The following is a 21,797-nucleotide window of genomic DNA, read 5'->3' as shown; positions in this document are numbered from 1 at the left end:
TGAGCATTTGCGTGATTTACTATCCCGTCTGGAAGGACTGAAAATGGTTGAAGAAACAACCGAGACCGAAACTCCGAAGCGTCGCAGCCGTCGCGTTTCAACACCAACTGTTGACACAGCGGCCGCAGTTGATGCTGCTACCGCAGCACCAACTGATTCTGCCGCAGTGGTTGAGGAGGCGCCGAAGAAGACTACGCGTCGTCGCACCACTAAGAAGGCTGATGCTGAAGCGCCTGCGGCTGATGCTGCTGTTGTAGCGGAGGAAGCTGCTGTGGTTGAGGAGGCGCCGAAGAAGACTACGCGTCGTCGCACCACTAAGAAGGCTGATGCTGAAGCGCCTGCGGCTGATGCTGCTGTTGTAGCGGAGGAAGCTGCTGTGGTTGAGGAGGCGCCGAAGAAGACTACGCGTCGTCGCACCACTAAAAAGACTGCTGCTGCAAGCAGTGAAGCACCAGCTGCAGAAAACGCCGAGACAGGTGCGGCTCCGGCGCAAAAAGACGCTGACGCGTCTGAAGCAGCCGACGCGGCGGAAAAACCGAAGCGCGGTCGCCGTCGTGCAACTGCAAGCAGCACTAAAGCTAACGCAAAGCAAGAAGAGACGGCGGAAAGCGAGAAAAACGAAGATGCTGTCGAGAGCACCAACACTGTCGAGAGTGCCGCAGCTGATGCCGACAAGCACGGTGATGTAGATAAGTCGAGTGACGCTGCGAAGTTGGGTGACAGTGAGAAACCCGGTGACACAGACGGCGACAATCAAAAATCAGACCGCGAGATGCGCAATGGACGGCAGCGCACGCGGCAACGCGACCGCAAGCGTCGCAACACTGATGACAGCGAAGAGCTGACTGAATCAGACGTGCTGCTGCCGATTGCGGGGATTCTTGACGTGCTCGACAATTACGCATTCGTGCGCACCACCGGTTACCTGCCGGGCGCCACAGACGTGTATGTGTCACTGAGCCAGGTTAAGCGGCACAACCTCCGCAAGGGTGACGCAATAGTTGGTGCCATTCGGCAGCCACGTGAGGGTGAAAACGGCGGCCGTCAGAAGTACAACGCACTTATTAAAATTGATACCATCAACGGCCAGTCTGTTGAAGAGGCGGCAAGTCGCGGTGAATTCAGCAGCCTGACTCCGATATCGCCCGATCAGACCGTGGTAGCCAGTTCTGCAAACAACTCCGTTGTGTCCCGGTTATTTGACCTGTTTGCACCCCTCGCTCTCGGTCAGCGTGGGCTCATTGAAGCACAGAGCGGTACTGGAGCAACTGAAACACTGTTAGAAATTGGGAAGAGCTTCGGCGCTGCATCACCAGAAACTCACGTTATGCACGTCTTAGTGAGTGCGCGACCTGAGGAAGTAACAGAACTCAGCCGTCGTGTTGACGGCGAGCTTATCGCCGCAGCCGCAGATAGCCCGACCGACGATAAACTCACTGTTGTTGAACTCGCTCTCGAACGCGCCAAGCGACTTGTGGAGCTCGGTCACGATGTTGTGCTGCTGATTGACCGTTTGTCTGATCTTGCTATTGCACACGAGTCAGCGTTGATGATGGGCAAAAATTCAACCGCTCTTATGATCGGTGGAAACCCCACCTCACCCGGAAACCAGTTGATCCGGCAGGTGTTTGCGACCGCTCGCAACGTTGAAAACGGCGGTTCCCTGGCAATTTATGCTGCGGTGGATACGCTGAGCGCCTTCGGAATCGACCTGCCAAGTCTCGCCAACTGGCAGATCAGCCTCGATGAAGGTCGCGCACTCCTAGGTAACTTCCCAAATATTAGTGTGTCGCGCGCTAAGGTTCGCGGTGCGGCCGCTCTGCAGGGTGAAAATGTGTACCACACCGTAAAGAGCGCAATCAAAGCCGTGTCACCCGCAGAAGGGCCCGGAGATGCTTTCTTCGGAGATCCGACAGCTGACATCGAGCTCACCGATATTGTTGCAAACGCGAAGACTCTTGACGACGCCCTGATCGCGCTCGCTAAGCGTTAATTAGGTAACAGGAGAAAGCATGTTTGAACAGGTTGAAGTGCTCCTGGTAGAGCACGCTGACTTGCAGGAGCAGCTTGCCGATCCGGAGCTGCACGCAGATCAGGCGCGCGCAAAAAAGGTTAATCGCCGCTACGCTGAGCTGTCAAAGATTAAGGCCGCTTACGAAGCTTGGCAGCAGCTGGGGGACGACCTCGAAGCCGCTCGTGAGCTTGCTAAAGAAGATTCAGCCTTTGCTGATGAACTCCCAACACTCGAGGAGGGGCTGGCAGAGGCACAGGAGAGGGTGCGCCGGCTCCTCATTCCGCGTGATCCGGATGACGCTCGCGATGTGATTCTTGAAATTAAGGGTGGCGAAGGTGGCGCGGAGTCGGCACTGTTTGCGGCTGATTTGCTGCGCATGTACACCTACTACGCAGAGTCAAAGGGTTGGAAAACTGAGATTTTAGAGCGCGACGAGAGCGATCTTGGCGGTTTTAAAAATGTGCAGGTTGCAATTAAGGGCAACGCGAGCGATCCGAGCCAGGGTGTGTGGGCGCATCTGAAGTTTGAGGGCGGTGTGCATCGTGTGCAGCGTGTGCCCGTGACCGAAACCCAGGGCCGTATCCACACGTCAACAACCGGTGTGCTCGTGTTTCCAGAGGTTGATGAACCCGAAGAAATTGAGATCAACCAGAACGACTTAAAGATCGATGTTTTCCGTTCTTCAGGCCCCGGTGGGCAGTCGGTTAACACAACCGACTCTGCTGTGCGAATCACGCACCTGCCAACCGGCATAGTGGTTTCGATGCAGAATGAGAAATCACAAATTCAGAACCGTGAAGCTGCGATGCGTGTTCTCCGTGCGCGCCTGCTTGCCGTGCAGCAGGAAGAAGCTGAAGCCGCAGCAAGTGCGCACCGCAAGAGTCAGATCCGCACCATGGATCGATCTGAGCGTATTCGCACCTATAACTTCCCGGAAAACCGGATTGCAGATCACCGCACCGGCTATAAGGCATACAACCTGGATCAGGTTATGAACGGTGCGCTCGGGCCGGTAATCGACTCATGTATTCACGCAGATGAAGAGGCTCGCTTAGCGGATCTCGGAAACTAGAATTAGGAGGGGCAGTTGTCTATACGTAATAAACGCCGGATGGCAATGTTTGTGTGGGTAATCGGCCTCTTCGGCTACGTTTGTGCGGTTATTAACCGCACCTCGCTAGCATCCTTGGGTTTGGAAGCGCAGCATCATTTCGGTATTGAAGCAACTGCGCTTTCTTCGTTTGTGGTGCTGCAGCTTGTTGTCTATGCGGGGGCGCAGATTCCTGTCGGAGCGTTAATTGACCGCTTTGGATCGGCTCCCGTGATGGTCGCCGGCCTGTTTTTTATGACGGTTGGGCAGACAGTGATGGCGCTCGCCGATACCTTGGGTGGTGGGTTGATCGCGCGCGGTCTTGTTGGTGTTGGTGACGCCGGAATTTTTGTCGCACTCGTGCGGCTGATGGCGAACTGGATGCCGCCACAGCGCATGCCTGTCGTGACGCAGATGACGGGTCTTGTGGGGTTGAGCGGTCAGTTTGTTTCAGTGACTCCGCTGGCCCTGGTGGTCAGCGGATTTGGCTGGCAAACGGGGTATCTGGCGTTAGCGGCTGTCACTGCAGTGGCTGCCGCCGCATCGTTCACCCTGTTACGCGAGTTTTACGGTGGGCTAACACTGTTTGAACGAGCTGTGCTGGGTCGTCGTGTGGATACGCCCGAAACTGAGATCCTGGAAAACGCTGACGGGCGCGTGCGTGACGCTTTGGGAGATCTTACGCCAGTGACAGAGCCGATCCCGATTGTAGGGCGGCGTGGAACAGCCTGGAAAACCTTTATTGGTGTGGTGCGCAGGCCCGGGGCGCGGCTCGGATTTTGGGCGCACTTTACTCCGGCGGCTGCCTTGAATAGTTTTTTACTGCTCTGGGGAACACCGTTCTTAAGAGCAGGGCAGGGATTGAGTGCGCCTGAGGCCGGTGGAATTTTAATGACCGCCATCACAGTGGCGATGATCTCAGGGCCGTTCATCGGCATGTTTACATCTCGATATCCTAAGCTTCGAGTGCCGTATGTTTTTGTTCTTACGCTCTTGATTGCGATCGCTTGGCTGACTGTTTTGCTGCTACCGGGTGGTGCCCCGCTGTGGCTTTTGCTTCTGACCGCATTTTTTACCGGCCTTGGGGGGCCAAGCTCTCTTGTTGGTTTGGAGGTTGTGCGTTCGCACGTGCATCGCCGTCAGCTGGGCCTGGCAAGCGGATTTGTTAATGGAGGCTCGTTTATGGGTGGTCTGCTTATGATCCTGTTTATTGGGTTGCTGCTCGACTGGCAGGGCGCTGGTTCCCCTGAAACCTATAACCATGAGGCTTTTCGCAATGCGATGTTGAGCCAATTCTTGGTCTGGGGGATCGGCCTAGTTGGTATTGCGGTTGAGTTTCCGAAAGCTCGCCGCGAGATTTGTCGCCGTCGGGGTGACGGAATACATCCTTGAGATATGCTTTAAGAGCAAACTAGATCTCATAGAACCCCGGCTCATTGGGGTATTCGTATGTGGGTGCGGCAGGGGCGCCACGACGGGGGCGGACACGAGCAGGAACGCCCACCAGAGTTGAAAACTTCGGGGCATCTCGCACGACAACAGCATTCGCGCCGATCGCTGAATCTGATCCAATGGTGATATTTCCCAGCACTTTTGCGCCCGCCCCGACAACCACGCGATCACCGAGTGTTGGGTGGCGCTTACCGGGTTCGAGGCCTGTTCCGCCGAGGGTGACCTGATGGTAAAGCATTACGTCATCGCCGATAACGGAGGTCTCACCGATCACTACCCCCATACCGTGATCGATAAAGAGACGCCGCCCAATGACCGCGCCGGGGTGAATTTCTATGCCGGTTAAAAATCTGGCAAGCTGCGAGTTCAGTCGGGCGAGTGGCTTTAGGCGGTGTTGCCAGAGCCAGTGGGAGATGCGATGCGCCCACACCGCGTGGGTGCCGGGGTAGAACATGAAAACACCGAGGCTGGAACGCGCCGCAGGGTCGCGATGCTTCGCAGCCTCGATGTCTTCTTTAATTGTGCGAAACATTAAGAGTGATTAAACGTCGAGGTTTTCGTATAGCACTGTTGAGAAGTAGCGCTCACCAAAGTCTGGCACGATAACGACGATCTTTTTGCCAGCGTTCTCAGGTCGCTTTGCAACCTCAAGCGCTGCCCAGACCGCTGCACCGCCGGAAATACCGGCGAGAATGCCCTCATCGGTGCCGAGTGCGCGGCCTGTTGTGAGCGCGTCATCGAGCGCAACATCGATAACCTCGTCATAGATCTTTCGATCAAGCACCTCGGGCACAAAGTTTGCGCCGAGCCCCTGGATTTTGTGAGGGCCCGCTTTCCCCTCGGTTAAGAGCGGAGAATCCTTAGGCTCAACTGCGATTATCTGCACATTAGGATTGTGCGCTTTTAGTGCCCCGCCAGCACCGGTGATGGTGCCACCTGTTCCAATACCCGCAACAAAGATATCCACTGTGCCGTCGGTGTCATTCCAAATTTCTTCGCCGGTGGTTGCGCGGTGCACTGCCGGATTAGCCTCGTTCGCAAATTGGCGTGCCAGCACTGCTCCCTCAGTCTCAGCTGCGATCTCTTCGGCTTTTGCAACCGCACCCTTCATGCCGAGCGGGCCCTCTGTGAGCACTATCTCAGCGCCGTAAGCGCGCAGCACCTTACGGCGCTCAACACTCATTGTTTCAGGCATGGTCAAAATCACGCGGTATCCACGCGCTGCGCCGGCCATCGCGAGCGCAATACCGGTGTTGCCGCTGGTGCCTTCAACAATTGCGCCACCCGGTTTTAGTGCGCCAGACTTTTCAGCGGCGTCAATGATCGCGATGCCGATGCGATCCTTAACACTGCCTGCTGGGTTGTAGAACTCTAATTTTGCAAGCACGGTTGCCTGATCTGCGCCAGCCAGATGGTTTAGCTTTACAAGTGGGGTGTTACCGAAAGCTTCGGTAATGTTTGCAAGTTCACGAGCCACTTTGGGTCTCACTTTCTGAATAAAAATTTTTGTTAAAAGACTTTAATTTTGAAAATTTATGCGAGCGCTAAGACAACATCGCTGCGCGGTAGGAGTTTCAAACACAATTAAAAACTTTAGCAAAAGTTATTTGTCAGTTTCACTTTAGTTATGAATTGTCGGTGGATTTTCAGTTTCGGATACAGTTGGGAGGGTGATCGAAATCTCTGTCGCGCTGCGCGAAACCGCCAAAACGCTTGCAAACGCCGGTGTCGACAGTTTCCAGGCCGAGGCTGAACTGCTGCTCGCAGAGCTGCTCAACACATCGCGGGGTGGGGCGCAGGTGGCAGCGCTCACCGGGAAAACACTGGATGAGGATCAGGCGGAACAGCTTGGCATATGGGTTGCAAGACGCGCCGCCCGTGAGCCGCTGCAGCATATTCTCGGCAGCGCACCGTTCATGGACTTTGAAGTCGCGGTGGGGCCGGGCGTTTTTATCCCCCGCCCGGAAACCGAACAGGTTATCGCCGCAGCAGTGCACTTCAAGCAGATGTCAGCAGGATCCCAGCCGGTTCGGCGGGCACTCGATCTTTGTGCGGGATCGGGTGTTATCGCACTCGCGCTTGCCAGAACATACCCGCAGGCAGAAGTTCTTGCAGTAGAAAAAGAGACGGCAGCACTCCACTGGGCAAAACAAAACATAGATAGTCTCGGCGGTAACAGAGTGCATCTCATGCAGGCCGATATCTGCGAGCTGACAAGCGCTGAGCTGGGGGAGCCCTTCGACATAATTGTCTCGAACCCACCGTATGTGCCGGCAGACTGCATTCCGCAACAGGCTGAAACAGCTAAGCACGATCCCGCTAGTGCGCTGTATTCAGGATCAGACGGCCTGACACTGATCCGCAAACTTATCCCCTTAGCTGTTACAGCGGCTGCACCTGGATGCGTTATCGCAATAGAGCATACGGAAGAGCAGGGGGCAGCAGTGTGTGCGCTATTAACTGCGGCTGGTTGGCTTGACGCGCACACTGTGAACGACCTGAGTGGGCGGCCGCGCGCGAGCCTCGGTCGTTTAGAATTGTGAGTTATGGCAGAGGTTTTTGATATAAAAGACGCCACGCGCTTGCTTCCCGCTGTTCGCACAGCTCGCAACGCAATCCGGCGTGGTGAACTAATTGTGCTGCCAACAGACACCGTGTACGGCGTAGCAGCTGACGCCTTTAACCCTGGGGCGGTGCAGGATCTGCTCGCTGCTAAGGGGCGCACTCGCCAGTCACCGCCGCCCGTTTTAATCCCGAACCTGGGCACTCTGCACGCGCTCGCAGCTGAAGTTAGTGAGTCTGTTGCGAAGCTCGCAGAGGCATTTTGGCCGGGCCCGCTGACTCTGATTATGGTTGCTCAGCCCTCGCTGAGCTGGGATCTGGGGGAGACGCGCGGCACAGTTGCGCTGCGAATGCCAAATCATGAGCTGACCCTGCAGCTGCTGTCGGAAATTGGGCCGCTCGCTGTTTCTTCTGCTAATATAACCGGTGAACCGGCCGCGCAAACAGCAGCTGAGGCTGAGGCTATGCTCGGCGAAAGCATTACCGTATATCTCGAAGACGGCCTCGTCAGTGGTGACGGCACCCCCTCAACAATTCTCGATGTGACCGGTCTGCACCAAGCTAACGGCGTGATTCGCGTGCTGCGCGATGGCGCCCTGAGCAGAGAGCAAATCGAGGCAGTGCTGCCGGAAGCGACACTCATAGGGTAGCGCTTGACCTGGTTTGCTGTTGTTTTAGCGGTTGCGGCGGGAGTGAGTTTCTTGCTCTCTTTTGCTGTGCTGAAACTCGCGCATAAATTTCACCTTGTATCAGCCGTGCGCGGCCGCGACGTGCACAAGCAACCAACCCCTCGCCTCGGCGGAGTAGCGATGTATGGTGGGTTTCTTGTTGCCTTTATTTTTGCCTATTTTACTCCCGCGTTGCGCGGTGTAATCCACGAACCCAGAACCATTATCGGTCTGCTTGCGGCGGCTACAATCGTTTGTTTTGTCGGTGTGCTCGATGATCTTTTTGACCTTGACTGGATGGTGAAACTCGGTGCGCAGTTTCTTGCCGCCGGCGTGCTCGTTTGGCAGGGGGTGCAGTTTCTCTCGCTTCCGCTTGGAGACACCCTGCTGATTGGAAGCCCCGCGGTGAACATGCTCATCACAGTGTTTTTGATCGCGCTGACAATGAATGCCGTAAATTTCATTGACGGTATGGATGGGCTTGCCGCGGGTTTTGCGATTATTGCTGCCGCTTCGTTTTTTATTTATACGCGGATCCTGGCTGCTCAGACGGGAGAGAGCTCGGCGGTGAATCTGGCGAGTCTCATCGTTGCGATCCTGGCGGGTGTTTGCCTGGGGTTTCTGCCCTATAACTGGCATCAGGCAAAAATGTTCATGGGAGATACCGGCGCACTGTTGATAGGGCTGTTACTCGCCGCAGCAACGATTACAGCGACCGGGCAGCTCAACCCTGCCGCGCTCTCACCAAAACTGGTGATCGCAAGTTACATGCCAATAATTCTGCCGATCCTGCTCATGGCGTTACCACTGGCTGATATGACGCTCGCGGTTATTCGCAGGTTGCGCGCGGGGCAGTCGCCGTTTACCGCGGATCGGAAGCACCTGCATCACCGATTATTGGATATGGGACATTCGCCGGTGCAGGTTGTGATGATCTTCTACCTCGGCTCGGCGGTGCTAGCGGCAACAAGCTTGTTGGTGTTTACCGCTAATAGTTTGCTTGTGCCGCTCTTGGTTTTCTTGTTTGGATCGGCCCTCTGCCTTGCTGTTACCCTGGTGCCGGCACGGCGCGCGCGAGGCCTACTCAGCAGGAAGCAATAGCCGATTAATATTCGTAGTATGACTAATTCAGAGACCGAGTCTGCCACAACTCACATGCCTGCGTCACAGCCAGTTCTGATGCGAATAATTTGGGCAACACTGTTGGGGGCTCTGCTGCTGGCAATTGTTGCTGGCGCAATTGCCTACTTTACTGTTGGCGTCACAGGTCTGTGGGCGGCACTTGCTGCTGCCGCTTTGGTTGCTCTTATGATGTCGCTGTCGGCGGGCAGCATGGCGTTTGCAAACCGTTTTGTGCACACTGAGAGTTTCGTGCCCGTTTTCTTTGGCAGCGTGCTGGGCACACTGCTTGTGAAAATGATCGCATTTTTAATTGCTCTTTATTTTTTGCCAAAGCAGGAGTGGGTGCACTCAGTGACCCTATTTTTCGTGCTTGTGGTAGGTCTTTTGCTCTCGCTCGCGCTGGATATGTGGCTAATTTACAAAGCCCGTATTCCAAACGTCAGTGATGTGCAGGTTTAGTGCTAAATAAAGGTGCGCGTGACCGGTAATCTTTGGTATTATCGACGGAGGTACCCCACCACGATTGCCTTGCGGGTAATTCGGGTTGCTTTGGGTGTAATTGTTCGCTGATGCGTCTAGAACGCATTCTGAGACAGGAGAATGGCGCTGTTTACTAACGCTGTGCAACTCGTAAGCAAGGTGCTAGTCGCGGCAGATACGGAGTTCCACGCTCCGAGCCTCGAAGAGTTCTTCCCTCCAGCGGTGCTGTTTGAGGGAACACCGTTCGAGATCAACCGAATTATGTTGATCCGTTTCTTCATGACCGCTCTGGTGGTTTTGATCTTCGTGCTCGGCACCCGTAACCTCAAGCTAGTGCCAACCCGTGGCCAGTCAGTAATTGAGCTTGGTCTGGGCTTTGTGCGTGAGAACATTGCTGAAGAAATGCTCGGCAAAAAAGACGCTAAGCGCTTCCTGCCGCTTTTAACCTCAATGTTCTTTATTATTCTTGCGTTCAATATCACCGGTATCGTTCCCGGCTTTAATATTGCGGCCTCATCAGTTTTCGGTTTGCCACTCGTGCTCGCGCTGATAGCGTACGTTGCTTTCATTTACGCGGGTCTCAAAAAACACCCAGGCACTTTCTTGCGCAACTCACTGTTCCCGCCAGGGGTGCCGGTGTGGCTCTACCCGATTGTGACCCCGATCGAGCTGCTCTCGACTTTTATTATCCGCCCGATCACCCTTTCATTGCGTCTTCTAATGAACATGATTGTGGGGCACCTCCTGCTTGTGCTGCTTTTCGGCGCAACCCACTTCCTATTCCTTGGGGCAGACGGCTGGCTGAAGGGCCTCGGCCTCGGAACCCTCGCCGGCGGCCTTGTATTTACACTTTTTGAGATACTTGTTGCTTTCTTGCAGGCATACGTCTTTACAGTTTTGACCGCGGTTTACATCCAGCTTGCGCTGGCTGAAGACCACTAATCAAATACCAACATGAGACCCAGCAAAGGCTGAGTCTCACAACCGGAAGGAAACACGAAACGTGTCAGTTCTTGCTGAAATTTCAGGCAATATTGCAACCGTAGGTTACGGTCTTGCAGCGATTGGCCCTGCTATTGGTGTGGGCATCATCGTCGGTAAGACGGTTGAGGCAATGGCACGCCAGCCAGAGATGGCCGGCCGTCTGCAGGTGACCATGTTCATTGGTGTTGCGTTTGCTGAGGCGCTTGCGTTCATCGGCATCGCAGCAGGCTTTATCTTCTAATTTGCAGATCACCATAATTTCTGGTCTCGAAAGGGACACGCATGATTAACACATTTAACGCGCTCGTCAACGCAGCACCTCGGGTTGCAGCAGGTGACGCGCCGCATCCGTTGATTCCTGCTACTTATGACATCATTTGGTCTGCAGTCTGCTTTGCAGTTGTGCTCTTCGCCTTCTGGAAGTTTGTGCTTCCAAAAATGCAGCGTCTGCTTGATGAGCGAGCAGCAGCTATTGAAGGTAACATCGCGAAGGCTGATGAGGCGCAGGCTAAAGCTGAGGCAGCCCTCCAGGAATACACAAACCAACTTGCCACCGCTCGTGCAGAGGCTGGTGAGATTCGTGAGGCTGCGCGGGTAGACGCAAACAAGATCGTGGCGCAAGCTAAAGAAGACGCGATTGCCGAACAGGCGCGTATTCAGGCTGCTGCTCAGGCACAGATTGAAGCAGAGCGCCAGAGCGCTGTTGTTTCACTGCGTCAGGAAGTTGGCACACTCGCTATCGATCTAGCTTCAGGTGTAGTTGGTGAATCACTGCAGGATGACGCTAAGGCTAATGCGTTGGTTGATCGCTTCCTGGCTGATCTCGAGAAGAGTGAGACGGTAGCTTAGCAATGGGTAGCGCATCACGCGAAGCATTAGCAAAAGTAGTAAAACTGTTAGACGGCCCGGTTGCGGAGGCCGCCGGTTCAGAGCTACTGTCTGCTGCCGAAGAACTGCGCAGCAATCAGCAACTTAGCGCAGCTCTAATCGATAACGCTGCTTCTGTTGCAGATAAGGCAACGCTGGTTAGCCGCGTTTTCGGCGGCTTTAGTGGGAGCGCCCGCAGCGTGCTCATTGAAGCAACCGGTGAGCGTTGGTCTAACGCCGCTGAGTTTGCAGCCGGTATTGAAGAGCTGGGCATTCGAGCTGTTGCTGCTACCGATCGCGACCTCAGCGATGAACTCATTGCAGTCGCTAACGTAGTCGATAGCAGTCACGATCTCGAGCTGAACCTGGGCAGCAAACTTGCAGATCCAACCGCCAAAACGGCTGCCGCAAAGCAGCTTTTTGGTAATAAAGTTTCTGCTGGTGCTTTGACCGTGGTAACCCATCTGGTGAGCAACCCAGCGGGTGGTCGTCTCAGCCCTGCTCTGCGTGAGGCAGCGCGTGTTGCTGCTGATCAGACAGGTGCCACACTGGCTACCGTTACCGCAGCGGCTCCGCTTGATGCCGAACGCCTGGAGCGTCTCGGCCGAGCCTTGACCCGTATTGCTGGTCGTCAAGTCAAGATCAGCACCATCATTGACCCGACCCTGGTTGGTGGGCTCCGCGTTCAAATTGCCGATGAAATAATCGACGGCAGCGTGAGCGCGCGACTCGACGACCTTCGACTTCAGCTGGCCGGTTAAGGCAGCACAACCACGACCCGATTATTGCGGGTCGAGACTAGAGGAAACGAAATGGCAGAACTCTCAATCAGCCCCGATGAGATTCGCGATGCGCTGAAAGATTTCGCAGCATCATATGAGCCTGCGGCGGTCGAGAAGACTGAGGTAGGCACCGTTGTTGACGCTGCAGACGGCATCGCACACGTTGAGGGCCTTCCTAACGTAATGGCTAACGAACTTGTTCGTTTCGCCGACGGCACCCTGGGCCTTGCACAAAACCTTGAAGAAAACGAGCTTGGCGTCGTTGTGCTCGGTGACTTTACCGGCATCGAAGAGGGTCAGCAGGTTACCCGCACCGGCGAGGTGCTCTCAGTTCCGGTTGGTGAGGGCTACCTTGGGCGCGTTGTTGATCCGCTCGGTAACCCGATTGACGGCCTCGGTGAGATCACCGGTGTAGAAGGACGTCGTGCGCTCGAGCTGCAGGCTCCTGGCGTAATGCAGCGTAAGTCAGTGCATGAGCCGCTGCAGACCGGTATCAAGGCTATCGACGCAATGATTCCAGTAGGCCGTGGTCAGCGTCAGTTGATTATCGGTGACCGCCAGACGGGTAAAACCGCGATTGCAATTGACACCATCATCAACCAGAAAGCTAACTGGGAATCAGGTGATGTAAACAAGCAGGTGCGCTGCATTTACGTCGCAATCGGTCAGAAGGGTTCAACCATCGCTGCCGTAAAGGGTGCGCTGGAGGAAGCTGGCGCGATGGAGTACACCACCATCGTCGCTTCGCCCGCATCTGATCCTGCTGGCTTTAAGTACCTCGCGCCTTACACCGGTTCTGCGATCGGGCAGCACTGGATGTACGGCGGCAAGCACGTGCTTATTGTGTTCGACGATCTTTCAAAGCAGGCTGAGGCATACCGTGCAGTGTCCCTGCTGCTGCGCCGCCCACCAGGCCGTGAAGCATACCCAGGTGACGTTTTCTACCTGCACTCACGTCTGCTAGAGCGTTGTGCAAAGCTCTCTGATGAGCTCGGCGCTGGCTCAATGACCGGTCTGCCAATCATCGAGACCAAGGCAAACGACGTATCAGCGTACATTCCGACCAACGTAATTTCTATTACCGACGGCCAGATCTTCCTGCAGTCAGACCTGTTTAACTCAAACCAGCGTCCGGCAGTAGATGTGGGTATTTCGGTTTCTCGTGTTGGTGGTGACGCACAGGTTAAGTCGATTAAGAAGGTTTCAGGTACTTTGAAGCTTGAGCTCGCACAGTACCGTGCACTCGAGGCATTCGCTATGTTCGCTTCAGACCTCGATGCTGCGAGCCGTCGTCAGCTTGAGCGTGGTGCTCGTCTGACCGAGCTCCTGAAGCAGCCGCAGTACTCTCCGTACTCGGTTGAGGAGCAGGTGGTTTCTATTTGGGCAGGCACCAACGGCAAACTTGATGAGGTTCCTGTTGCGGATATCCTCCGCTTCGAGCGTGAGTTCCTCGATTACCTCGGGCGCAACTCAAACGCACTGAGCACTCTACGCGAGACCAACGTGCTTGAAGATGAAACTGTTGCTGAAATCAGTGCGCAGATTGATAAATTCAAGAGCGAGTTCCGCACCTCTGAAGGCAAAAGTCTGAACGAGAAGTTCGACGCGATCGATGCCGATGAGATTAAACAGGAACAGCTGGTCGTAAAGAAAAAGTAAGTTTTGTGTGGGAGGGGTAACTAAGCTCCCTCCCACATCTAAACTAAGTAGTCAAAACAAAGCACAGGAGAGACATGGGAGCGCAACTTCGGGTCTACCGCCAGAAAATTCGTTCTGCGCAGACGACCAAGAAGATCACCCGTGCGATGGAGCTCATCGCGGCGTCTCGCATTCAGAAGGCGAAGGCTCGTGTTGAAGCCTCTACGCCTTACGCGAAAGCGATTACCCGCGCAGTGTCAGCCGTTGCAAACCACTCAAACCAGGATCATCCGCTGGTGACTGAGGCCGAAAATATTGTCCGCGCTGCGGTCGTGATTTTCACCTCGGATCGCGGTCTTGCTGGCGCCTTCAACTCGCAAGTACTCCGTGAAGCAGAAGAGCTGGCTGAGCGCCTCCGTGGTGAGGGCAAGGAAGTTGTCTACTATCTCATCGGCCGTAAAGCTGTTGGATACTTCAGTTTCCGTAACCGTCCCGCGGTGCGCACCTGGATTGGTGAAACTGAAAACCCAAGCTTCGAACTTGCCAAAGAGGTGAGTGATGCGGTGCTGGAAGCTTACGCCACTGACGCTGCGTCCGGTGGTGTGCAGGAGATTCACTTAGTACACAACCGCCTGATCAGCATGGTGAGTCAGTTGCCGCAGGTTGTGCGTCTCTTGCCGCTTGAGCTAGTTGAGGGAGACTCGGATGAGAGCAGTCTAGATCCGCTGTACGCATTTGAGCCGGATCCAGAGACCGTGCTCGATGCTTTGTTGCCCGCCTACATCGAATCTCGTATTTTCAATGCGATGCTCGAGTCTGCCGCTGCGAAGCACGCAGCAACCCAGAAGGCAATGAAGTCTGCAACTGATAACGCAGACGCTCTGATCCGTGACTACACCCGACTTGCTAACAACGCTCGTCAGGCTGAAATTACCCAGCAGATTTCTGAGATCGTCGGCGGCGCTGACGCGCTGTCATAAGCCCACTAAGAAAGCATAAAGAAATGACTAATACTGCAGAGCAGACCCAGACTGTGGGTCGTATTGCCCGCGTAACCGGTCCCGTCGTCGACATCGAGTTCCCGCACGACGCGATCCCAGGTGTTTACAACGCTCTGGAAACCACCGTTAGCCTCGGTGAGGGGCAGGAAGAATTTAAGCTCGTTCTCGAGGTTGCACAGCACCTCGGTGACAACCTGATTCGCGCGATTGCTTTGAAGCCGACCGATGGTCTCGTGCGCGGTCAGGAAGTGCGCGATACCGGTAGTCCAATCACCGTGCCAGTTGGTGACGTCACCAAGGGTAAGGTGTTCAACGTAACCGGTGATGTGCTCAACCTGCCTGAGGGTGAGACTCTTGAGGTTACCGAACGTTGGAGCATCCACCGCGAGCCACCAGCTTTCGATCAGCTTGAGTCAAAGACACAGCTCTTCGAGACCGGTATTAAATCTATTGACCTGCTAACCCCGTACGTGCAGGGTGGCAAGATCGGTCTGTTCGGTGGTGCCGGTGTTGGTAAGACCGTGCTTATTCAGGAGATGATCCAGCGTGTAGCGCAGGATCACGGTGGTGTGTCGGTGTTCGCTGGTGTTGGTGAGCGCACCCGTGAGGGTAACGACCTGATCCACGAAATGGAAGACGCCGGTGTGTTTGACAAGACCGCACTCGTGTTCGGTCAGATGGACGAGCCACCTGGCACCCGTCTGCGCGTTGCACTGTCAGCGCTGACCATGGCTGAGTACTTCCGTGACGTGCAGAAGCAGGACGTGCTGCTCTTTATCGACAACATCTTCCGTTTCACACAGGCCGGTTCTGAGGTGTCAACGCTGCTTGGTCGCATGCCATCTGCTGTGGGCTACCAGCCTAACCTTGCTGACGAGATGGGTATCCTCCAGGAGCGCATTACCTCTACCCGCGGTCACTCAATTACCTCACTGCAGGCAATTTACGTGCCGGCTGACGACTACACCGATCCGGCACCAGCGACCACCTTCGCGCACCTTGACGCAACCACTGAGTTGTCACGTGAAATTGCGTCTAAGGGCTTGTACCCGGCGATTGATCCGCTGACTTCAACCTCTCGTATTCTCGACCCACGCTACTTGGGTGAGGATCACTACCGCGTTGCAACCAGCGTGAAGCAGATTCTCCAGAAGAACAAAGAACTCCAAGAAATCATCGCGATTCTCGGTGTTGATGAGCTGTCTGAAGAAGACAAGATTACCGTTGCACGTGCGCGTCGTATCGAGCAGTTCCTGTCACAGAACACATACATGGCGAAGAAATTCACCGGTGTTGAAGGTTCAACCGTGCCGCTGAAGGAGACCATCGAGTCGTTCGATGCGATCGTTAAGGGTGAGTTTGACCACGTGGCAGAGCAGGCATTCTTTAACGTCGGTGGTATCAGCGACGTTGAAGAAAAGTGGGCAAAGATTCAGAAGGAGAATGGCTAATCATGGCCCTTCTGCACGTTAGCGTTGTAGCCGCGGATCGCGAGATTTGGGTCGGTGAAGCTAAGCAGGTTAGCGCAAAAACCAGCGAGGGTGAAATTGGTATCCTCGCAGGTCACGAGCCGGTGCTTGCGACGCTCGCTCACGGCGAAGTGCGCGTTACCACAGCCCACGGTGAAAAGATCGTTGTTGATGCTGAGGGAGGCTTCTTCTCAGTAGATCACGATCAGGTTCAGGTGGTTGCGGGACGCGCGGCTCTCGTCGCCTAGTCACTCTAGTTACTTCAAAAATCCGCCGTTGCCTATCCAGGCAGCGGCGGATTTTTGTGTGTGCCGAATATAAAGCACGGGTGATCGTTAGTGCGCGCTCCATAAAATATAAGAGTGTTAGTTCTTTTACCACCATCAGAGACTAAGAACACTGCTGCACCCGACGCTCAGGTGCCGGATAGTGTTGTTATTTCCGCAACTTTACAAACCGCAAAGTTAGAGCCCACCCATAGGCGAGTAAAACGTGCGCTGGTGCAACTGTCTAAACAGCCGGATAGTGCCGCTCATAAAACCCTTAAATTGAAGCCGGGCAAAGCCGCCGAACAGGCTTTCGCTGCTAACCGGCAGCTGACAGCTCGGGCGCACCCAGCACCACTAATGCCAGCTATTTTGCGATACACAGGTGTTGTTTATGACCACCTTGATTTTTCTTCACTCAGCCAGGCTGCAAAAAAATGGGTGAGTGACAGTGTTGCGATCCAGTCTGCTCTTTACGGGTTGACGCCTGCGGCAGAGCCGATAGCGAACTACCGTCTCAGCGCAGGAAGCGTCCTCCCGGAGTTAGAGGGAAGCCTAAAACGTGTGTGGCGAGAAGCACATGCGCAGCTAAACTGGCCCGCCGTCGAATTCGTGCTTGATTTGCGTTCTAACGATTATGTTGCCCTAGCACCGGTGCCGGAGAATGTAACGCTTGTTACAATTCGCGTTGCGCAGCGTTTGGCAGCGGGAGAGATAAAAGCACTGAACCACTTTAATAAAGCAGCAAAAGGTGCTCTGGTGCGAAAACTGGCTGAGACGGACGCCAGTTTTACTACGATCGCTGAATTTGAGCAGTGGATTAGAGACAAGAGTGGTCTTGAGATTAAGGCAGACGGAGAGCGCGCTGAGCTAGACCACAGCCAGCACATATACACGTTGGTCACCGAGTTGGGGGCGCCGCAGCAGAAGTAGTGTGCGGCTGAGGCGAAACCGCTAGAATAGTGTAGTTGATTCGGCTTATTAAGGGGAGCGAGATGACCGGCAAAGGGGAAAACGGCAGTCGAAGAAAACTGCGTTACCGTCCCGACAGCGATGTCACCATTGAACTCTCCTGGTTCGGTATTACCAACGTTGGCATGCGGCGTGAAAATAATCAGGACGCATTTGTTGTTGCGCCCCCTATTTTTGCCGTTGCCGATGGTATGGGCGGTCACGCGGGCGGAGAAATTGCGAGCGCAGCGGTTGCGCGACAGTTGTTTAAACTCGGTGGCCGGCAGCAGCTCACCCGCGACGATATTACCGAACAGCTAACACTGGCAGTTGCTGATATTGCGGTTGAAGCTGGTGAGGCAGCAATGAGTGCCGGCACCACTGTTACCGGTGTCTATTTCGGTGAGGTTGCAGAACACCCGAGTTGGACGGTTTTTAACATCGGTGACTCTCGTGTTTACCAGTATTTCAAAGGATCGCTGGCGCAGGTTACCACCGATCATTCTGTCGTGCAGCATCTGGTTGATACAGGCGCGATCACCCCTGCAGAAGCTGAGGTGCACCCCCACGCGAATGTTGTGACCCGTGCGGTTGGTCTCAACGAGGCCCCGATACCAGATTCTGTAGAGCTTGCGCTGATTCCCGGCCAGCGGATTTTGATCTGTTCAGACGGTTTGACTAAAGAGCTCACCAATCTTGGTTTGCAGCACTATTTGGCAGAGGCTGAGAGTGCTGAGGCGGCCGCTACTGTGCTGATGGAGCAGGCGCTCGAGAACGCTGGGCGAGATAACATCACCCTGATCGTTATTGAGGTGCACGCCGTTGGTGATATGCGCGACACTTCAGATGTGTTGGTTGAGCTTCCGACTGAGAACGATGAGTCTGATGAATCTGACGCACAGCCCGATAGCGCTGCAGAGGCAGCCGCAGACGCTGAAACAGCGACGGAATCACCCGCACAAAATACCGCAGCCGAGAATTCTTAAATAGGCGGTGCAGAGACAGTGGCGTTTAACGACAACTCATCTTTTGATTCGCGAAGCGTGCGTCGTCGTTCTGGCGGAGGCGGGTTTCGCCCCTCTGGTCGCGGCGCCGCGATTGGTGGTGGCGGGGGCCTGCTGCTCTTAATAATCGGCTTCCTGTCAGTTCAGTACCTGGGAGTCGACGTCACACAGCTTTTAAATGGCGGTGCCAGCTACGGCTCAAACTCGTATCAGCCCGCCTACCAGGATGAAGATTTTTCATGCACCGGTGCTGAGGCAAACAGCAACCAAGATTGCCGTTTTGAGGGTGCTGCCTATACCTTAGAGCAGTATTGGGCGAAAAGCGCTGCACAGGTTGGTGTGGAATCGTATCACGATCCAAAAACTATCCTCTACAACGGTTCAACCTCCAGTGCCTGTGGTGCTGCTTCAAACGCTGTCGGTCCGTTCTACTGCTCTGCAGATGAGAGTATTTACATCGACGGTAATTTTTTTGAGATTTTAAAGCAGCGTTACGGTGCCCAGGGCGGGCCGCTCGCCGAAATGTATGTTCTCGCGCATGAGTGGGGTCATCACATTCAGCATTTGCAGGGTGTTTTGCGTCAGGTGGATCATCGTGACGTAGGCCCAGACAGTGGTATGGTGCGTCTTGAGCTGCAGGCAGACTGCTATGCCGGTGCCTGGATGGGAGAAGCTTCCCAGGTTGAGGATGCCTCAGGAAATCGCGTTTTATACCCACCGACCGAAGCGGAGTTGCTGCAGACGGTTTCAGCGGCGCAAGCGGTGGGCGATGACAACATCCAGCAGCAGTCGGGCATGAGCGTTGAGCCGGAAACATTCTCGCACGGCAGCAGCGAACAGCGTGTGCGTTGGTTAATGCGTGGGTATGAGAACGGCGCAACCTCCTGCGACACTTTTGCGGTTGCGGGCAATCAGTTATAGCGTTTAAACGCTACCTGTTTTGTGACCGTGTAGTGTCGGGAGCGCTCGCTGACGCTAAATTTATCGCGCGCTGAGCTTCGGGATTGAAACTCGGATATCCCCGACTTTTTGACCGCCACCGGTGATTGCCAGTGGCATTGCTGCAAGCGCAGCAGCGAGCTGCCGCCGGGTTACCGCTCCTGCATAGGTCAGGAGTGACAGTGTCACCGCGCGTGAGGCGCGACTGTTACCGTCGAGAATTTTCACTGCAGCAACTGTGCCATCGGCAGCAGCCATGACGCTCACGCCTTCGGCGCCAAACTTTGCAAAAACAGGCGCATGCTGCATAGCGATGGTGTCCATACCGTTTGGCCCCTCAACCATTTCCGGATGTTGCATGCCAGCCTGCAGCAGTGCGCGCATTGTGCGATTAATTGGGAAAGGGGATTTCGGATCAGCGGTTGCCATGCGACGATATCCTCGCGCAAGGCCTGCAAGCGACAGCCCTAAAACAGGCGCGCCACAACCGTCAACAGCGATTGGAGACGGGTTTTCAGCGGTCATGCGCTGCACAGTGGCAATGATGTGCTGCTGTAGCGGATGCTCCGGATGAGTGTATTGGATCACCGGCCAACCAGCTGCGAGGCAGGTGCGCAGCATCGCAGCGTGTTTGCCCGAGCAGCAGTGATTTATTGGGCTCGGCTGGTTACCGTGAGCGATCATGCGATGCTTCGCCGCTGTGTCTGCCGGCCAGTCTGGTGGACACAGCAGGTGTGACTCGCCGAGACCTGCGTCTGCCAAAATTTCCCGCACAGCTGAGGTGTGGGTTGGCGTGCCACTGTGGCTTGCGAACGACAGCGCAGTTTGCCGAGCATCGGGCAGGCTGAGCCCGGCCTCGTGCATTGCGAGCGACTGTAAAGGCTTTAACGCAGAACGGGTGAGGATTGTGGCGTTTGGGTCGCCGAGCGCCACCACTACATCACCGGCGGGCGATAACACAATCGCTGATCCCGCGTGCCGTGACTCGATAAAGCCGCCGCGTGTGGTTACCGCGAGTTCATCAGCGGCAGAGACAGCAAAGGTTCCGGCGTTTTTTGGCATATTAATAATTCTAACGAAAACTGCTCCGCCCCCTTTCGCGGGAGCGGAGCAGTTTAACGCACTAGTCTTTAAGCGGTTGCCGCTGTGAGAGCCTCATCGAGAACGTTTAGAACATCCTCAATAAGCTCATTTGAGAGGGTCAGTGGTGGCAGGAAGCGGATAATGTTTCCTGACAGACCTGCGTTAAGCAGCAGCACACCCTTCTGGCCAGCTTCAGCAATCACCTTTGTAACTACGTCAGCGGCAGGCTTGAGGGTGCCAGGCTCAGTCAGCTCAATTGCGAGCATTGCGCCCTTACCGCGCACCTCTGCAATGCTTGGGTGCTTTTCCTGCAGCTTGCGCAAGCCTCCACCAAGCTTCTCTTCGATACGCTTAGCGTCTTCCAGCACGCCGCCAGCTTCGATCTGTTCGAAAACTGAGATCGCTGCAGCACAGGCAACCGGGTTGCCTGAGTAGGTGCCACCGAGGCTGCCGGGGCCGGTGCAGTCCATAATTTCCTGGCGACCGGTAACAGCTGAGATTGGCAGACCACCGGCGATGCCCTTAGCAGTCAGCACGATGTCTGGCTCTAGGCCGAACTGTTCTGATGCGTAGACGGTGCCGGTGCGGGCGATGCCAGACTGCACCTCGTCTGCGATGAAAACAACGTTATTTTCACGGCACCACTTAGCAAGAGCAGGAAGGTAGCCGTCAGCTGGCACAGTGAAACCACCTTCGCCCTGAATCGGCTCTGCAATGAGACAGGCGAGGTCACCAGCGGTGATTGCCTTCTCAATGTATTTAATAGTGCGTGCCGCTGCCTCTTCACCTGACAGGCCATCGTGTAGCGGGTATGAGTTTGGCACACGGTGGATGTCACCAGCGCGTGGACCAAAGCCCGCTGAATATGGCACTGCTTTGTGGGTCATAGAAGAGGTCAGCATAGTGCGACCGTGGTATGCGCACTCGAGCACAGCAACACCGTTCTTGCCGGTGTACTTACGTGAGATCTTTACAGCGTTTTCAACTGCCTCAGCACCAGAGTTGATGAGCAGAGACTTTGTTGGGCCCGGCACAGGTGAGTGCTTTGAGAGGTACTCAGCCACACGCACATACTCTTCGTAAGGGCTGACGGTAATCAGAGTGTGGGTGAAGTCGTCAAGCTGCTTCTTAGCTGCTTCGCGCACGCCCTCATTGCCGTGGCCGATGGTCACAACGCCGATACCTGAACCCATATCGACAATTTGGTTACCGTCTACGTCAACGAGAATCGCGCCCTCGGCGCGCTCAATGAAAGCAGGCAGTGCGGTGCCGATGCCGGTTGAGAGTACGGCATTGCGGCGCTCCATCAGTTCCTGTGATTTAGGCCCTGGGATTGCGGTTACTACACGTCGTTCCTGAACGACTGGTTCTCGTTTTTCTGTCATGTTTCACATCATACTCCTGATTTAAGAGAGCAAAATACAC

At 55.1% G+C, this 21,797-nt stretch carries 22 protein-coding genes; 18 read left to right on the top strand and 4 right to left on the bottom strand.

Annotation, left to right across the window (positions count from 1 at the left end):
* Positions 1 to 43 precede the first annotated feature (43 nt).
* The 3 genes from HCQ99_RS02995 to HCQ99_RS02985 are packed head-to-tail and all read left to right on the top strand — an operon-like array spanning position 44 to position 4,496.
* A complete protein-coding gene (locus HCQ99_RS02995) occupies positions 44 to 1,993 on the top strand; it encodes a hypothetical protein (protein WP_166985519.1) in 1,950 nt (649 codons plus the stop codon).
* A gap of 19 nt (positions 1,994 to 2,012) precedes the next feature.
* Complete coding sequence (gene prfA, locus HCQ99_RS02990; RefSeq protein ID WP_166985516.1) at positions 2,013 to 3,086, top strand: peptide chain release factor 1; 1,074 nt, start codon at positions 2,013 to 2,015, stop codon at positions 3,084 to 3,086.
* Between the two features lie 15 nt (positions 3,087 to 3,101).
* Positions 3,102 to 4,496 carry an MFS transporter gene (locus HCQ99_RS02985; RefSeq protein WP_166985513.1) on the top strand — a complete coding sequence of 465 codons (1,395 nt, stop codon included), beginning with the start codon at positions 3,102 to 3,104 and terminating at the stop codon, positions 4,494 to 4,496.
* A gap of 19 nt (positions 4,497 to 4,515) precedes the next feature.
* Here the strand turns inward: HCQ99_RS02985 and epsC are convergent, their stop codons facing one another.
* Both epsC and cysK read right to left on the bottom strand, forming a co-directional pair.
* Positions 4,516 to 5,088: a serine O-acetyltransferase EpsC gene (epsC, locus tag HCQ99_RS02980; RefSeq protein WP_166985510.1), complete on the bottom strand. Its 573-nt coding sequence runs from the start codon at positions 5,086 to 5,088 to the stop codon at positions 4,516 to 4,518.
* Positions 5,089 to 5,097: 9 nt separating this feature from the next.
* On the bottom strand, positions 5,098 to 6,033 hold the full coding sequence (gene cysK / locus HCQ99_RS02975; protein WP_166985507.1) for a cysteine synthase A: 936 nt from the start codon (positions 6,031 to 6,033) through the stop codon (positions 5,098 to 5,100).
* 193 nt (positions 6,034 to 6,226) lie between these two features.
* On the opposite strand from cysK, the gene prmC reads away from it, so the two are divergent.
* The 15 genes from prmC to ypfJ all read left to right on the top strand — a co-directional run bounded on the left by prmC (position 6,227) and on the right by ypfJ (position 19,271).
* On the top strand, positions 6,227 to 7,099 hold the full coding sequence (prmC, locus tag HCQ99_RS02970) for a peptide chain release factor N(5)-glutamine methyltransferase (RefSeq protein WP_166985504.1): 873 nt from the start codon (positions 6,227 to 6,229) through the stop codon (positions 7,097 to 7,099).
* Between the two features lie 3 nt (positions 7,100 to 7,102).
* On the top strand, positions 7,103 to 7,768 hold the full coding sequence (locus HCQ99_RS02965; RefSeq protein WP_166985501.1) for an L-threonylcarbamoyladenylate synthase: 666 nt from the start codon (positions 7,103 to 7,105) through the stop codon (positions 7,766 to 7,768).
* 3 nt (positions 7,769 to 7,771) lie between these two features.
* Positions 7,772 to 8,887: an MraY family glycosyltransferase gene (locus tag HCQ99_RS02960; RefSeq protein WP_166985499.1), complete on the top strand. Its 1,116-nt coding sequence runs from the start codon at positions 7,772 to 7,774 to the stop codon at positions 8,885 to 8,887.
* An 18-nt stretch (positions 8,888 to 8,905) separates the two neighbouring features.
* On the top strand, positions 8,906 to 9,367 hold the full coding sequence (locus HCQ99_RS02955; RefSeq protein ID WP_166985497.1) for a Cg1360 family ATP-synthase-associated protein: 462 nt from the start codon (positions 8,906 to 8,908) through the stop codon (positions 9,365 to 9,367).
* A gap of 141 nt (positions 9,368 to 9,508) precedes the next feature.
* A complete protein-coding gene (gene atpB, locus HCQ99_RS02950; RefSeq protein ID WP_166985494.1) occupies positions 9,509 to 10,330 on the top strand; it encodes a F0F1 ATP synthase subunit A in 822 nt (273 codons plus the stop codon).
* Positions 10,331 to 10,391: 61 nt separating this feature from the next.
* Entirely contained in the window at positions 10,392 to 10,613 is a 222-nt protein-coding gene (atpE, locus tag HCQ99_RS02945; RefSeq protein WP_166985491.1) for an ATP synthase F0 subunit C, read from the top strand.
* A 41-nt stretch (positions 10,614 to 10,654) separates the two neighbouring features.
* Complete coding sequence (locus tag HCQ99_RS02940; RefSeq protein ID WP_166985488.1) at positions 10,655 to 11,221, top strand: F0F1 ATP synthase subunit B; 567 nt, start codon at positions 10,655 to 10,657, stop codon at positions 11,219 to 11,221.
* A 2-nt stretch (positions 11,222 to 11,223) separates the two neighbouring features.
* Positions 11,224 to 12,000: an ATP synthase F1 subunit delta gene (atpH, locus tag HCQ99_RS02935; protein ID WP_166985485.1), complete on the top strand. Its 777-nt coding sequence runs from the start codon at positions 11,224 to 11,226 to the stop codon at positions 11,998 to 12,000.
* 51 nt (positions 12,001 to 12,051) lie between these two features.
* Positions 12,052 to 13,680 carry a F0F1 ATP synthase subunit alpha gene (atpA, locus tag HCQ99_RS02930; RefSeq protein ID WP_166985481.1) on the top strand — a complete coding sequence of 543 codons (1,629 nt, stop codon included), beginning with the start codon at positions 12,052 to 12,054 and terminating at the stop codon, positions 13,678 to 13,680.
* Between the two features lie 74 nt (positions 13,681 to 13,754).
* Positions 13,755 to 14,639, top strand: a complete 885-nt coding sequence (locus HCQ99_RS02925; protein ID WP_166985478.1) for a F0F1 ATP synthase subunit gamma — start codon at positions 13,755 to 13,757, stop codon at positions 14,637 to 14,639.
* A gap of 23 nt (positions 14,640 to 14,662) precedes the next feature.
* The gene (atpD, locus tag HCQ99_RS02920) at positions 14,663 to 16,111 is read left to right on the top strand and encodes a F0F1 ATP synthase subunit beta (protein ID WP_166985475.1); all 1,449 of its coding nucleotides are present in this window, start codon (positions 14,663 to 14,665) and stop codon (positions 16,109 to 16,111) included.
* Between the two features lie 2 nt (positions 16,112 to 16,113).
* Positions 16,114 to 16,377 carry a F0F1 ATP synthase subunit epsilon gene (locus HCQ99_RS02915; RefSeq protein WP_166985472.1) on the top strand — a complete coding sequence of 88 codons (264 nt, stop codon included), beginning with the start codon at positions 16,114 to 16,116 and terminating at the stop codon, positions 16,375 to 16,377.
* Positions 16,378 to 16,491: 114 nt separating this feature from the next.
* On the top strand, positions 16,492 to 17,328 hold the full coding sequence (locus tag HCQ99_RS02910) for a YaaA family protein (RefSeq protein WP_166985469.1): 837 nt from the start codon (positions 16,492 to 16,494) through the stop codon (positions 17,326 to 17,328).
* A gap of 62 nt (positions 17,329 to 17,390) precedes the next feature.
* Positions 17,391 to 18,332, top strand: coding sequence for a PP2C family protein-serine/threonine phosphatase (locus HCQ99_RS02905; RefSeq protein ID WP_166985466.1), 942 nt, complete (start codon positions 17,391 to 17,393; stop codon positions 18,330 to 18,332).
* An 18-nt stretch (positions 18,333 to 18,350) separates the two neighbouring features.
* A complete protein-coding gene (ypfJ, locus tag HCQ99_RS02900) occupies positions 18,351 to 19,271 on the top strand; it encodes a KPN_02809 family neutral zinc metallopeptidase (protein WP_243854468.1) in 921 nt (306 codons plus the stop codon).
* 60 nt (positions 19,272 to 19,331) lie between these two features.
* On the opposite strand, the gene HCQ99_RS02895 is transcribed toward ypfJ, so the two are convergent.
* Both HCQ99_RS02895 and HCQ99_RS02890 read right to left on the bottom strand, forming a co-directional pair.
* On the bottom strand, positions 19,332 to 20,351 hold the full coding sequence (locus tag HCQ99_RS02895; RefSeq protein WP_166985463.1) for an asparaginase: 1,020 nt from the start codon (positions 20,349 to 20,351) through the stop codon (positions 19,332 to 19,334).
* Positions 20,352 to 20,419: 68 nt separating this feature from the next.
* Positions 20,420 to 21,757, bottom strand: coding sequence for an aminotransferase class III-fold pyridoxal phosphate-dependent enzyme (locus tag HCQ99_RS02890; RefSeq protein ID WP_166985460.1), 1,338 nt, complete (start codon positions 21,755 to 21,757; stop codon positions 20,420 to 20,422).
* Positions 21,758 to 21,797: the final 40 nt, after the last annotated feature.

It is taken from the genome of Canibacter zhoujuaniae (assembly GCF_011752015.1).
Lineage (GTDB): Bacteria > Actinomycetota > Actinomycetes > Actinomycetales > Microbacteriaceae > Canibacter > Canibacter zhoujuaniae.
This window is presented reverse-complemented; position numbering and strand designations above follow the sequence as displayed.